At 57.3% G+C, this 13,643-nt stretch carries 14 protein-coding genes; 8 read left to right on the forward strand and 6 right to left on the reverse strand.

Annotation, left to right across the window (positions count from 1 at the left end):
* The first annotated feature begins 19 nt into the window (after nucleotides 1–19).
* Nucleotides 20–604: a VOC family protein gene (locus OS189_RS15790; protein WP_267168293.1), complete on the forward strand. Its 585-nt coding sequence runs from the start codon at nucleotides 20–22 to the stop codon at nucleotides 602–604.
* A 3-nt stretch (nucleotides 605–607) separates the two neighbouring features.
* Here OS189_RS15790 and OS189_RS15795 read toward each other — a convergent pair whose 3' ends face one another.
* Entirely contained in the window at nucleotides 608–1,210 is a 603-nt protein-coding gene (locus OS189_RS15795) for a hypothetical protein (protein WP_267168294.1), read from the reverse strand.
* 117 nt (nucleotides 1,211–1,327) lie between these two features.
* Nucleotides 1,328–2,920, reverse strand: coding sequence for a 2-isopropylmalate synthase (locus OS189_RS15800; protein ID WP_267168295.1), 1,593 nt, complete (start codon nucleotides 2,918–2,920; stop codon nucleotides 1,328–1,330).
* A 279-nt stretch (nucleotides 2,921–3,199) separates the two neighbouring features.
* Here OS189_RS15800 and OS189_RS15805 point away from each other — a divergent pair, with 279 nt between their 5' ends.
* The 3 genes from OS189_RS15805 (at nucleotide 3,200) to OS189_RS15815 (ending at nucleotide 5,995) form a co-directional block, all read left to right on the forward strand.
* A complete protein-coding gene (locus OS189_RS15805) occupies nucleotides 3,200–3,865 on the forward strand; it encodes an SDR family NAD(P)-dependent oxidoreductase (RefSeq protein WP_267168296.1) in 666 nt (221 codons plus the stop codon).
* On the forward strand, nucleotides 3,862–5,388 hold the full coding sequence (locus OS189_RS15810; protein ID WP_267168297.1) for a cryptochrome/photolyase family protein: 1,527 nt from the start codon (nucleotides 3,862–3,864) through the stop codon (nucleotides 5,386–5,388). The genes OS189_RS15805 and OS189_RS15810 overlap by 4 nt, the downstream gene beginning before the upstream one ends.
* Nucleotides 5,389–5,482: 94 nt before the next feature.
* A complete protein-coding gene (locus OS189_RS15815; RefSeq protein WP_267168298.1) occupies nucleotides 5,483–5,995 on the forward strand; it encodes a DUF922 domain-containing protein in 513 nt (170 codons plus the stop codon).
* Between the two features lie 37 nt (nucleotides 5,996–6,032).
* On the opposite strand, the gene OS189_RS15820 is transcribed toward OS189_RS15815, so the two are convergent.
* Together OS189_RS15820 and OS189_RS15825 are read right to left on the reverse strand one after the other, a co-directional pair.
* Complete coding sequence (locus OS189_RS15820) at nucleotides 6,033–6,377, reverse strand: antibiotic biosynthesis monooxygenase family protein (RefSeq protein ID WP_267168299.1); 345 nt, start codon at nucleotides 6,375–6,377, stop codon at nucleotides 6,033–6,035.
* The gene (locus OS189_RS15825) at nucleotides 6,374–6,697 is read right to left on the reverse strand and encodes an NIPSNAP family protein (protein WP_267168300.1); all 324 of its coding nucleotides are present in this window, start codon (nucleotides 6,695–6,697) and stop codon (nucleotides 6,374–6,376) included. Before OS189_RS15825 ends, OS189_RS15820 begins: the two co-directional genes overlap by 4 nt.
* Nucleotides 6,698–6,767: 70 nt before the next feature.
* Here OS189_RS15825 and OS189_RS15830 point away from each other — a divergent pair, with 70 nt between their 5' ends.
* Both OS189_RS15830 and OS189_RS15835 read left to right on the forward strand, forming a co-directional pair.
* Complete coding sequence (locus tag OS189_RS15830; protein ID WP_267168301.1) at nucleotides 6,768–7,454, forward strand: ArsR/SmtB family transcription factor; 687 nt, start codon at nucleotides 6,768–6,770, stop codon at nucleotides 7,452–7,454.
* 74 nt (nucleotides 7,455–7,528) lie between these two features.
* The gene (locus OS189_RS15835) at nucleotides 7,529–8,251 is read left to right on the forward strand and encodes an FkbM family methyltransferase (protein WP_267168302.1); all 723 of its coding nucleotides are present in this window, start codon (nucleotides 7,529–7,531) and stop codon (nucleotides 8,249–8,251) included.
* On the opposite strand, the gene OS189_RS15840 is transcribed toward OS189_RS15835, so the two are convergent.
* The gene (locus OS189_RS15840; RefSeq protein WP_267168303.1) at nucleotides 8,248–9,702 is read right to left on the reverse strand and encodes an MORN repeat-containing protein; all 1,455 of its coding nucleotides are present in this window, start codon (nucleotides 9,700–9,702) and stop codon (nucleotides 8,248–8,250) included. The two genes, OS189_RS15835 and OS189_RS15840, sit on opposite strands and share 4 nt — an antisense overlap.
* 150 nt (nucleotides 9,703–9,852) lie before the next feature.
* On the opposite strand from OS189_RS15840, the gene OS189_RS15845 reads away from it, so the two are divergent.
* Together OS189_RS15845 and gltX are read left to right on the forward strand one after the other, a co-directional pair.
* Nucleotides 9,853–11,511, forward strand: coding sequence for an NAD+ synthase (locus OS189_RS15845; RefSeq protein WP_267168304.1), 1,659 nt, complete (start codon nucleotides 9,853–9,855; stop codon nucleotides 11,509–11,511).
* Between the two features lie 145 nt (nucleotides 11,512–11,656).
* Nucleotides 11,657–12,991, forward strand: a complete 1,335-nt coding sequence (gene gltX / locus OS189_RS15850) for a glutamate--tRNA ligase (protein WP_267168305.1) — start codon at nucleotides 11,657–11,659, stop codon at nucleotides 12,989–12,991.
* Nucleotides 12,992–12,995: 4 nt separating this feature from the next.
* Here the strand turns inward: gltX and OS189_RS15855 are convergent, their stop codons facing one another.
* Complete coding sequence (locus OS189_RS15855) at nucleotides 12,996–13,556, reverse strand: gamma-glutamylcyclotransferase family protein (protein ID WP_267168306.1); 561 nt, start codon at nucleotides 13,554–13,556, stop codon at nucleotides 12,996–12,998.
* Nucleotides 13,557–13,643: the final 87 nt, after the last annotated feature.

Consider the following 13,643-nt stretch of genomic DNA (forward strand, 5'->3'; position numbering starts at 1 on the left):
TTTTACGAAGGAGAGCACAATGGAGAAAATCCAGTCACTTGGCGTGCATCACATTACGCTGACAGGGGCAGGCCGTCAGGCCAGCATTGATTTTTGGGAGGGTGTTCTGGGGATGCCTTTTGTCTTCGAGCAGCCAAATCTTGATGACCCAGACGAGGGACATCTGTATTTTGATCCCGGTGACGGGCGTCTGATTACGATTTTTACAAACGAAACCCGCACGCGGATACACCGGCGTACGCCCATGGACCCAGGATGTGTGCATCACATTGCGTTCGAAGTAGACCGCGCGATGTTCGACCAGATTATCGAGCGTCTGGAGGCGCGTGGGATCGGCCATTCCGGCGTAAAAGACCGCGGGTTTATGGATTCGATCTATTTCAAAGATCCGCTTGGATTGTTGATAGAGCTGGCCTGCTACACCTTCATACCGCCACGCGGCTCATCACATGCCGAAGTGATGATGCAGGCGCATAAATTGCGCGTAGAACGTGGTGACAAGGCTATCGCGCGCAAGCATCTGGCGGATGCCAGCGTTATGATCGTCGAGCGCAGTCAGCAATCATTGTCAGCAGACCGCAGTCCGTCCAATCCGTATGAGTGATTTCTATTCGGCGCTGATCTTGTCTGGGGCAAAGCCGCTACGGCGGCGCTTGCCATCGCGGCCCAGCGCGTAAGAGGTCAGGACAATGCCCAGCGTGGGTGCATAAATCTTTTCGCGCGACGAAATCGGCAATTTGCCGGTTTCATATGTTTCGACAACCGACCAGACAGGATATTTGCATCCGCCAACCGTATGTGTGCCCTTGCCGCCTAGCCGCATGGTTACAGACCCTTTGTCGATGGTTTTTGTGCCGTCCAGTATTTCGATCCGGCTTCGCCAGACCTTCGTGTTGTCGAGGTTCTGGAGGGATTTGGTATTGCGGCTGTACTTCATGGTCAGCACAGAGCGCGTGTCTTGGCGCTGCGCCACGGCAAGCGGATGCAGATAGGTCGAGCGTACACGCGTTGTCTTGCCGTTCCGCTTTACCCGCCGCTCGGATATCTGGGTATCGCCGCGATTGGTCAACAACACCGTCATAAACGGCGCGCTGCGGGTAAGGCGGATACCATCCCCGTTCAGATCCGCGCGCGTCGGGCAGGATTTCGCCAGCGCTGGAAACGCCGTCACAAGGCAGAGGGCAAAGGCGGTCAGAAGGCTGCGGCGCATAAAGCTGTCCTTTGAATGTGAAGGCCCGGGTTTGACCAAGCATGTGATTTGCAGAGCAGGGCGCGTTTACGCAAACCGCCGCCGCGGGCCAGCGTTGTGACCTGCGGCGGCATAACGTTAACTCACGTCTTTATAGCTGACTTCGCGCTTGTCAGAGCCGCTTTTTTCGCGGCGCACCAACAGGTTGTTGAGTGCGTGAATATACGCGCGCGCCGAAGCCACCACTGTATCAGTGTCCGCTGACTGCCCTGTTACGATCTTGTCGTTCTCTTCAAGCCGTACTGAAACGGTGGCCTGCGCATCGGTGCCTTCGGTAACAGCAGCAACCTGATACAACTGCAAGCGGGCGGAATGCTCTACCAATGCCTTGATACACTTGAACGATGCATCAACCGGTCCGTCACCGGACTGCTCGGTGCTATGCTCCACGCCATCAACGATCAGGGTCATCTTGGCTTCGTTCGGGCCGTCTGTGCCACAGACGACATGCATTGATTTCAGCTTGATCCGGTCTGCTTCGGGGTCGGATGATGTCCGCATAAGCGCGACAAGGTCGTCATCATACACCTCCTTTTTGCGATCGGCGAGTTCCTTGAACCGCACAAAGACATCCTTCAACTGGTTGTCACCCAACTGATATCCGAGGTTTTCCAGCTTTGAGCGCAGCGCGGCGCGGCCAGAGTGTTTGCCCATCACAATGTTGGTTTCGGACAGGCCGACATGTTCGGGGCGCATGATCTCGAATGTCTCGGCGTTTTTCAGCATGCCGTCCTGATGGATACCGCTTTCGTGGGCAAACGCGTTTTTGCCGACAATCGCTTTGTTGAACTGCACGGCAAAGCCGCTCACTGCGGCGACGCGGCGCGAGATGTTCATCAGCTTGGTGCTGTCAACGCCGGTCTGGAATGGCATGATGTCGTTGCGCACTTTCAGGGCCATGACGACTTCTTCCAATGCGGTATTGCCTGCACGTTCGCCCAGACCGTTGATGGTACATTCGATCTGGCGCGCGCCTGCCTCTACTGCGGCAAGGCTGTTGGCGGTCGCCATGCCCAAATCGTTGTGGCAATGGGTGGCAAAAACGATCTCGTCCGCGCCGGGAACACGTTCAAGCAGCATGGCAATCAGCGCGGCACTTTCGCGGGGCGCAGTATATCCGACAGTGTCGGGAATGTTGATTGTGGTGGCACCCGCCTTGATCGCAATCTCGACCGTGCGGCACAGAAAATCCGCTTCGGTGCGGGTGGCATCCATGGGCGACCATTGCACATTTTCGCAAAGGTTGCGCGCATGTGTGACCGTTTCGTGAATGCGGTTCGCCATCTGGTCCATATCAAGGTTCGGGATGGCGCGGTGCAGCGGCGAGGTGCCGATAAACGTGTGGATGCGCGGGTTCACGGCGTGTTTGATCGCCTCCCAGCAGCGGTCGATATCGGGAAGCTGCGCACGCGCAAGCCCGCAAATCTGGGCGTTTTTTGCTTGGCGGGCAATTTCGGAAACGGCAGCAAAATCACCGTCGGACGCGATTGGGAAACCCGCCTCGATGATATCGACACCCATTTCATCCAGTAATTGCGCGATTTCCAACTTTTCGGCGTGGGACATCGTAGCGCCGGGCGATTGCTCTCCGTCGCGCAACGTTGTGTCAAAGATCAACACACGGTCCTGGGTCACACCTGTGGCAAGGGATTTTATTGTCGGGTCTGTCATGTAATTGGCTTTCTCTTGTCTGCTGTAGCTGTTTTTGGCGCGCGGCACATCCCTCTGAGCGGGCGCGCCGAACGGCACGCTCAGAGGCGGGCTAGCAGCAGGGCACGTAGCAATGGCGCAGAAAAGCGCGCAGAAATCTGACTATGTGCAATATTATTCATAGACTCATTTATAACGGCGGTTTTGCGGATGGGAAGGGGGATATGACTCTTTGTTGGCATTGCGCAAAACTGCTGAAATCCCGTTGATCCCAAGGTTGCGCGCGCTACCTCGCGGTACATGGGCAGATATTTGGTGATAGGCGCTTCGGGCGGCATTGGTTCGGCGCTGGTTGCAGCGCTGACAGAACGGGGCGTGCAGGTGGTGCCGCTGTCGCGGTCGGCCGACGGATTCGACATTACAGACGAGGCATCGGTCGATGCCCATCTGGACGCGCTTGAAGGGCAGTTTGACGGGATCATCATCGCTACCGGCGCGTTGGAGGTTGACGGGGCAACGCCGGAAAAAACCGTCAAGGCGGTAAGCGCGCAGGCGATGGCAGACCAGTTTGCCCTTAACGCGACCGGTCCCGCGCTGGTGCTGCGTCACGCCGCGCGCCTGTTGCCGCGTGAGGGGGCCAGCGTGTGCGCCGTGCTGACAGCGCGTGTCGGATCGATCGGAGATAATCGCATCGGCGGCTGGACCAGCTACCGCGCGGCCAAAGCGGCTGCAAACCAGATAGTGCACACCACAGCGATAGAGCTTGCCCGCACGCACCCCGATCTGGTCTGTGTCGCGATCCACCCCGGCACGGTGAAAACCCCGTTCACCGCCAAATATCTGGCGCGACATCCTGCTGTGCCCGCGGATGAAGCCGCTGACAATATCTTGGACGTCCTACAGGGGCTGACCCCGGATCAATCCGGCGGTTTCTACGACTGGGCGGGAAAAGAGGTGGCTTGGTGAGCCGTCTTATCCTTGTGCTGGGGGACCAGTTGAGTGAAAAGCTAAGCGCGCTGCGCGAAGGTGACCGCACAACAGACACCGTTGTCATGGCAGAGGTGAAGGACGAAGCGACATATGTGCGCCACCATCCGAAAAAGATTGCGCTGATTTTCAGCGCGATGCGCAAATTCGCCAGCGTGCTGGAGGATGACGGATGGCTCGTAGCCTACACACAATTGGACGACACGGAAAATGCGGGGTCTATTGTGGGGGAGCTTCTGCGCCGTGCAGAGCAAACCGGCGCGGCAGAGGTAATCTGCACAGAGCCGGGGGAGTGGCGCCTGATCAACAAGCTGACCCATGCACCGATCAAAACCACATTGCTGCCCGATGACCGCTTTATCGCTTCGCATGGCGAATTCGAGGCATGGGCCGACGGGCGCAAGGCTCTGCGGATGGAGTATTTCTATCGCGACATGCGGCGTAAGACGGGCCTGTTGATGGAGGGTGACGAGCCTGCCGGAGGGCAGTGGAATTTTGATCATGATAACCGCAAACGCGCGCCTGCCGACATAGACGCAAAGGGGCCGCTGCGGTTTGAGCCGGACAATATCACAGGCGATGTTCTGGCCTTGGTCGAGACGCAGTTTGATACCCATTTCGGAGAGCTGCGCCCGTTCTGGTTTGCCACGACACGCGCGCAGGCGCTTGAGGCGCTTGATCATTTTATCAAACACTCCCTGCCCGGATTCGGGGATTATCAGGATGCTATGCTGCACGACGAGGCGTTCCTGTTCCACGCGATCATCTCGCCCTACCTCAACATCGGCCTCCTGGGGCCGCTGGAGGTTTGCCAAGCTGCGGAAAAGGCGTACACCGATGGCATCGCCCCGATCAACGCGGTTGAGGGGTTCATCCGGCAGATTATCGGCTGGCGGGAATACGTGCGCGGCATCTATTTTCTGGAAGGGCCGGAATACGCGAAGCGCAATGTCCTGAAGCAAACCCGCGATTTGCCGGCAATGTACTGGGGCGGGGAAACCGGGATGGCATGTATGAAAGCCGCAGTAAGCCAGACTGCGCAGCACGCCTATGCCCACCACATCCAGCGTCTGATGGTAACCGGCAACTTTGCGCTAATCGCAGGCATAGATCCCGCGCAGGTGTCTGACTGGTATCTCGAGGTTTACGCGGATGCGTTCGAATGGGTCGAAGCGCCCAACGTGGTGGGGATGAGCCAGTTTGCCGATGGCGGGGTGATCGCGTCAAAACCATACGTATCATCGGGCGCCTACATCAACCGGATGTCGGATTATTGCAAAGGCTGCGCGTATAAAGTGAGCCAGAAAACAGGCGAGGGCGCATGCCCGTTCAATACACTTTACTGGCACTTTCTGGACCGTCACCGCGACCGGTTTTCCGGCAATCCACGGATGGGCAACATGTACCGCACTTGGGAACGGATGGATGAAGACAAGCGCAAAACGGTGCTGCAAGATGCCGAGGCCGTTCTGGCAAAGCTGGATGCGGGCGAGGTGGTGTGACGCCAAAGCGATCTTTTTTGTGCGACCGCCCCAGTTTTGCCGCGCGATGATGTGAGGCTCACTCTATCGACCGATAGCAGGAGAGCAGCGATCAATGCCCGATTTCAATCCGTTTCGAAATTTCTTTGCACGACTCCCGTGGTATGGAGGTATCGCAATGGCCTGCGCCATGATCCCGACCAGTGGATATGCCACCGAGGTGAAACGGACCCTCGAATTTGACTACTATCTCGTAAACGGCAATTCCCTCGCGCAGATCGCGAAAAATATGTCGTCCAAAGGTCCGAAAAAGAAATGGGCACTTACGGCCTGGACCGTAAACTCGTCGGCCGGTTGTGATGTTAGCGTCGATATTCAGGTCACCATGCCAAAGCTGCTTGGCTCCGGCGGGCTGAGTGACGTTGACAGGCTGAAGTTAGCAAAAATGATAATCGCCCTGCGCGCCCATGAGATGCAGCATGTGGCAATTGCAACCTACACCGCTGAAGAAATCAAGCGCCACAATTGTGTCGGGACGGGTGCGATCACGAAATACTGGAAGCTGAAAAACCGTGAATTCGACCAACGGACGAAATCGGGAAAGCTGGAAGGCGTGACGCTGGAATAATCACCCATAGCGTGCAGCTTTTCGGTAGTCTGCCATCTTAGCCATGTGTTTCCTTGCTGTCTTCGGGCGCTTCTTCGCGATCAAACATGCCATAGTCGCGGATCACATGGGCAATGCGCAGGTGGTAATCTGTGAAGATGTCAGCGCGGCCAGATTTTTGCGCCACGCGGTGTTTGCTTAGGCGGCGCCAATTCGCGACGGCTTCTTCATCACGAAAGAATGATAGCGACAGCAATTTGTCGGGATTTGTAAGGCTCTGAAACCGTTCGACGGAAATGAAACCGTCTATCTCATCCACCAGCGGACGCATAGCTGCGGCAATGTCGAGGTATTCGGCCTTGCGGTCGGGGTCGGGCATGACTTCGAAGATAACTGCGATCATTGGTGTTCTCCATGGGGTGCAGAGGCGAGGGTGAGGAAGGTGCGGTCTTCACGCAAGAGAAACTTCTCGGCTTGGGCAAATTCGTAATTCTCGCGGCCCAGTGGATCAGCGGCAAGGCGGGTGCGGTAGGCTTCGTACTCAGCGAGCGAAGGGATATTATAGATGCCATAGGCCAGGGTGGAGGAGCCTTCGTGCGGTGCGTAATATCCCACCAAATCCGCGCCGCAACGCGGTATGGCTTGGCCCCAGTTGCGCGCATAATGTTGGAATTGCGCCTTTTTGGTCGGGTCGATCTGATAGCGGATAATACAGGTGAGCATTTGTTTTCCTTTTTGTGTGATCGCTGTCTAGCGCGTTGCCGCACACCAATGCTTCGGTTACGGTCGAAGTATGAAAGAAGGTCCGGATATCGCGCGTATCGCATCCCTGATCGGTGATCCGGCACGTGCAAACATTCTTGGCGCGCTGATGACGGGCAAGGCGCTGACGGCGACCGAACTGGCAGGCGAGGCGGGTGTAACCGTGCAAACCGCCAGCACGCATCTATCCAAGCTGGAGGTCGGTGGCCTGACAGTGGTGCGCAAATCAGGGCGGCATAAATACATTTCATTGGCAGGGCCGGATGTGGCCGAAGTGCTTGAGGCCCTGATGGGGCTGGCCGCGGGTGCAGGGCATATGCGCACGCGTACCGGACCCGCCGACAGTGTGCTGCGCGACGCGCGGGTGTGCTATAATCATCTGGCTGGATCGCAGGGCATCGCGATGTTCGATGCCATGGTCGCGCGGGGCTTTTTGCAAGTAAACGGTGATGTGATCACGCTGACACCTGCCGGAAATGACTTTGTCACAGGTTTCGGTGTGGATCTGGCAGCGCTGCAACGCGCCCGCGCGCCGGTTTGCCGTGCCTGTCTGGACTGGAGCGCGCGGCGCACCCATCTGGCGGGTGGGTTGGGCCGCGCCTTGCTGGCCAGGATCGAAGTCTTGGGTTGGGCCAAGCGGCAAAGCGGCAGCCGCGCCGTGCGTTTTACCACCGCAGGGCGCGGGGCGTTTAGGGCACAGTTCGGGATTAAAGATTAACGGGCGGGATTGTGACGCGCGCGCGCATCTGCAACCTTTCGTCGCAATCAGCAGTTAATTAAAAAGAAGATAATATGCCAGCTACAACACCGGATTTTCCGTATCTTACCGCAGTAAATGCGTACGGGTTTTATTGTATTCCCCGTCCGTTTCGCAAACGGGAGGTATCCAAACTTCTTTTGAAGGGTGAGATTAACGAGCCGAGAACGCTGCAACTGATCCAGCAATTCGTTGGCAATGGCGATATCGTGAGCGGTGGCGCGTTTGTCGGGGATTTTCTGCCGGTCATGTCACGCGCGCTAAAGCGGGGTGCGCATTTGCATTCGTTCGAGCCGAACCCGATGGGGTTTGCCGCAACCGAAATGACGATAGCCCTGAATGATCTGCAAAATGTCAAACTGTCACCTGTTGCTGTGGGACGTGAAAAGGCTGTTCTGCCGCTCCAGATTGCCAATGCGTCAGGGAAAGTGATGGGCGGCACATCCAAGATTGTGAAGCAGGCCTCAGAGGGCCAGACGATAGATGTCGAAATTACCAGAATTGATGATCTGGTGCCCGACAGCCGCAAGGTGAGTGTGTTGCAACTGGATATCGAGGGGCACGAATGGCCCGCGATTGAGGGCGCACAGCAGACCATATCCAACAGCCACCCGTTGATCGTGCTGGAAACGCTGACAGGTCAGGACCCCAGCGACGTGGAGAAAAAGCTGCAGGAAATGTTCCCCGATGCCCAATACGTGCTGATGGGAATGATGGAGCGGAATGCGTTTTACAAACCGCTAAAGCGCAAGGACTAGTTATTGTCGGCGGCTGCTTCGGCGGGCTGGGTTTCACCAATGGCAGGAGCTTGGGCAGCAGGGGCCGTAAGTGCCCCGTTCTCCCATTCGCCTGTTGCTTCTTCACCGGTATGATAGCGCATTGTGCCGGTTCCCTGCCGCTTGCCCTCTTTGAAAGTACCGACATAGACATCGCCGTTGGTATAGTTGGCGGTGCCGGTGCCATCGATTTCGCCCTCGGCCCATTCGCCTTCGTAGACAAATCCGCTGGCCATCGTGATTTTGCCGGTGCCCGAGCGGCGACCATTCTCGAACTCACCCACGTAAACGGTGCCGTCAGGGTAAGTGGCTGTGCCGGTGCCGTGGCGCAATCCTTCCTTCCACATGCCGACATAGGTGCGCCCGTCGGGATAGGTTAGCGTGCCTTGCCCGTGGTTGCGTGCATCGGCAAAGCCGCCTTCATATACCATCCCGTTGGGATAGGTCGCGCGGCCCTGACCCTCGATCACTCCGGCAACCCAGTCCCCCTCATAGGTGGAGCCATCGGGATAGGTGATCTTGCCCGGCCCCTCGGCGAGGTTGTCCTTGAAAATGCCGGTTTGTACCGATCCGTCAGGGTAGGTCACGGTGCCTGTACCTTCAGCGCGCCCTTCTACCCATTCGCCTTCGTATTTATAGCCGTCAGCGCCTGTAAATGTGCCCACGCCATGGCGCTGGTCGTTCAGATACGCGCCAAGATATGTATCACCCGTCGCAGTCGTGGAGGCGCCCATGCCTTCGCGGCGTCCCTCTACCAGATCGCCCTCATAGGTGTCGCCGTTGGCCTGAACGATTTTGCCCTTGCCGTTCAGCTGGCCATTGGCCCATGTGCCCTCCAGCGTGAACCCTTCGGGATGGGTCAGCGTGCCTGTACCCGAGCGCGCGCCATTGACCACGGTGCCTTCATACACGGCCCCTTCGGCGTCTTTGATCACGGCCTGACCCGTGGCTTTCCCATCGACCCAGTCGCCTTTGTATTCATACCCCGACGGCGTCACCAGAACGCCTTTGCCATGCCGTTTGCCATTGCGAAAGCCGCCTTCATAGCGGTCGCCGCTCGCGTGAATGGCCACGCCTTGCCCCACAATTGTACCCGCCTGCCACTCACCCTCATAGGTGCCACCGTCTGACATGGTGATCTTGCCGATGCCTTCGGGTTTGCCTTTGGCAAATTCGCCCTCGTAAACTGAACCGTTGGGGAAACGTGCCACGCCAGTGCCCTTGATCTCGCCCTCGACCCACTGGCCACTATATTGATAGCCGTTGGGCAGGGTGTAGGTGCCGCTGCCATGTTGCAGGCCGTCTTTAAACGTTCCCTCGTAAACGCCGCCATCGTCGTATTGCTTGCTAAGCACCTGCGTGTTCTGCGCCAGCGCAGAGGTCAACAGTATAGGTGTCAGGGCGGCGGCAAGAAGCAGGGTGCGAAGGGTCATGGTGATCCTGTTATCTGAGGCGTAACGTGTCTGGCCCAGACTAAGGGCGCGGCGACAAAGGGGCAACGGCCTTTTGCCACGCAGGGCAATGTGGGCTTTCCCTTGCGCGGCGATCTGCTACATCCCATAGCGTAATCGAGAGGGATAGACATGGCAGAGCGGTTTCGCATTACACTGGGTCAGTTGAACCCGACAGTTGGTGATTTGGCAGGCAATGCCGCACAGGCGCACGCCGCTTGGATCGAGGGGCGCGAAGCGGGTGCTGATCTGGTTGCCCTGCCGGAAATGTTTATCACAGGCTATAACGCACAAGACCTGGTAGCCAAACAAGCCTTCCAGATGGATGTAATGACCCACATCGAGGCATTGGCCAAAGATTGTGCCGACGGGCCCGCACTGGCCATTGGCGCACCGCTGGTCGTGGGAGCAGAGCTGTTTAACGCTTATCTGATCCTCAAGGATGGCAAGATCGCTTCGCGCACGCTGAAGCATCATCTGCCTAACGAAACAGTTTTTGACGAGGTGCGGATATTTGCCCAAGGGCCGCTGGGGGGGCCGTATTCGGTGGGTGATGTGCGCATTGGCAGCCCGATCTGCGAGGATGCGTGGCATGAGGACGTTTCCGAAACATTGGCTGAAACCGGTGCCGAGATTCTGCTGGTGCCCAACGGATCGCCCTATTATCGCGGAAAATTCGACACGCGGATCAATCACATGGTCGCACGCGTGATTGATACCGAATTGCCGCTGATCTACCTGAATATGGTCGGCGGACAGGATGATCAGGTGTTTGACGGCGCCAGTTTTGGCCTGAACCCCAGTGGCAAGCTGGCGTTCCAGATGCCCGCATTCGAGGCGATGACACAGCATATCGATCTGGAGCGCGGGCCGGATGGCTGGCAGCTCGTCGAAGGTTTGAAAGCGGTACATGAAAACGCCTATGCGCAGGATTACCGCGTGATGGTGCAGGGGTTGCGCGACTACATGCGCAAGACCGGCTTTAAGAAAGTGCTGCTGGGCATGTCGGGCGGGATTGATTCGGCTATTGTGGCAACAATCGCCGTGGATGCGCTGGGCGCTGAAAACGTGCGCTGTGTGATGTTGCCCTCGGAATATACCTCTGATGCATCGCTGAAAGATGCCGAAGACTGCGCCAAAGCACTGGGCGTGCGGTATGATTTTCTACCCATCAAGGCAGGGCGTGACGCGATCACGGAAACCCTGGCGCCGTTGTTTGAAGACACCGAGCCCGATCTGACAGAGGAAAATATCCAGAGCCGTTTGCGCGGATTGCTGTTGATGGCTATGTCGAACAAATTTGGTGAAATGCTGCTGACCACGGGCAACAAATCCGAAGTGGCGGTCGGTTATTCCACCATCTACGGCGATATGGCTGGCGGGTATAACCCGATTAAAGATCTGTACAAAATGCGGGTGTTTGAAACCTGCCGTTGGCGCAATGCCAATCACGCCGACTGGATGATGGGGCCAAAGGGGCCGCTAATTCCCGAAAATATCATCACCAAAGCCCCCTCAGCCGAGTTGCGCGATGATCAAAAAGACAGTGACAGCCTGCCGGATTACCCTGAACTGGATGCCATACTTGAAATACTGGTCGATAACGACGGCTCCATCGCCGATTGCGTTGCCGCAGGGTTTGACCGAGATGTAGCCAAAAAGATTGAACATCTAATCTATATTTCCGAATATAAGCGGTTCCAGTCGGCACCGGGACCGCGGCTGACGAAAAGCGCGTTCTGGCTGGACCGCCGATACCCAATTGTTAACCGCTGGCGCGACCCAAGTTAAACGGGCACGACCGCCCGCCGCTTTGGCATTGTAAGAAAGGCTTTGGAGGGGATGCTGCCAGGCAGCATCAACGACGGGTTGCACGGTTGCCAAACTGGACAAATCCACAGCACTGTGCCAGCAAGCGCGCCAACAGGAGGCTTTCATGTCTGACAAAACAATTACACGTTTCGCCCCGTCGCCCACCGGCTGGATTCATGTGGGGAATTTGCGCACCGCGCTGATGAATTATCTGATTTCGCGCAAGGCGGGCGGCGAGTTTATCTTGCGGATTGATGACACCGATCCGAACCGCTCGAAGGAAGAATATGTCGACGGGATCAAACGTGATCTTGACTGGCTTGGCTTGCATTGGGACCGCGTCGAGCGCCAATCGCTGCGGTTGGAAAAATACCACGAAGCGGCACAGAAACTGCGCGATATGGGCCGTTTCTATGAGGCATTCGAAACCCCGACCGAGTTGGACCTCAAGCGCAAGAAGCAGTTGAACATGGGCAAACCGCCTGTGTACGACCGCGCAGCGCTTGCGCTGGATGATGCCGCCAAGGACGCGTTGCGCGCAGAGCGTGGCAATGGCGTCTGGCGCTTCAAGCTACTGCACGAGCGGATCGTCTGGAATGACGGAATTCTGGGGGATGTGAGCATAGATGGCGCATCTGTCTCGGACCCGGTTCTGATCCGTGGGGACGGGCAAATCTTGTACACGCTGGCCTCTGTTGTGGATGATACCGAAATGGGTGTCACCCATGTTGTGCGAGGGTCTGATCACGTAACCAACACAGGTACACAAATTCAGATCATGCAGGCGCTGGGCGGCTCTGTGCCAAAATTTGCGCACCACTCCCTGTTGACAGGTCCGCAGGGCGAAGCGCTGAGCAAGCGTTTGGGCACACTGGCGCTGAAAGACCTGCGCGAAGCGGGTATCGCGCCGCAGGCCTTGCTGAGCTTGATGTCGCGTCTGGGGTCAAGCGATCCGGTAGAATTGCGCACCGAAATGTCCGAGTTCATCGAGGGTTTCGACATTTCGCGTTTCGGTTCCGCGCCAACGAAATTCGATGCCGAAGATCTGAAACCGCTGACTGCGCGCTACCTTCAAACGCTGGAACTGGCCGATGTGGCTGATGAAATTGCCGCATTGGGTGTGCCGGACGATCAGGCAGAGAGTTTCTGGGCCGTGACCCGTGAGAACATTACCACACTGCACGATCTCAAGGGGTGGTGGCGGATGTTCAGCGAAGGCGCAGAGCCGCTGATTGATGATGAGGACCGCGAATTTGTTGCGCAGGCCATGACGCTGCTGCCCGAAGGGGAATTTGACGCGCAGACATGGGGCAACTGGACCGCCGCAGTGAAAGAGGCAACAGGCCGTAAAGGTAAAGCGCTGTTCATGCCGCTGCGCAAGGCGCTGACAGGGCAAGCGCACGGGCCGGATATGGCAACGGTGATGTCCCTGTTGCAAGTTGTAAAAGCGCGCGGCTGATCCGTCAGGTCGCGACAATCCGTGCGCTGCGCAGGGCAAGGTGCTGGTCAACCAGCGTTGTTTCCTGCGCAGACAGCTTTTGATCGCGCGGATATCGTGGCTGCGCGCGGTCATTCAGGATCGGGGTGTCCCATCCGTCTGTAGTGGCGAAGAAATCTGTCACACCGCCTGCGCCGTATTCGCGCAAATACCCCTGCACAACGACATCCAGATAACTAAGCAGGATGTAACTATCACTGCCCTGCATCCATGTATCTTTCGGAACGGCGTAGTGCGAAATTTGCGTCGCCGGATCGCGCGGATGCTGCACAGCCGGGCCTGACACGATACGCGCATACCCGTACTCCCGTGCATCCAGCGCGTCCCAGTCGGCGTTGGGAACGTCTGCTATCAAACCGTCGATCGACGTGGTCGCATCGGGAATAACACTCAGAAAAGCAAGGCCGCGTTCCTGCGTGTAGACCCATTTACGCCGCCAGCCGTCAAGGCGGGCGCGCGATGCTTCTGCATAGGTGTGTGTAGCGCGGTTAACGAGGCTGCCGTAGCCGAAAAAACATGGGTGCATCGTGGGCCTTTGTAATGAAAAATCCAGCGCTACATAATCACTGCTGTGGCTTCTGAGCAACCACGCACAGAGCGGATTGAAAAAGGG

Origin of the sequence: Sulfitobacter sp. F26169L (assembly GCF_026410285.1) — a bacterium.
Lineage (GTDB): Bacteria > Pseudomonadota > Alphaproteobacteria > Rhodobacterales > Rhodobacteraceae > Sulfitobacter.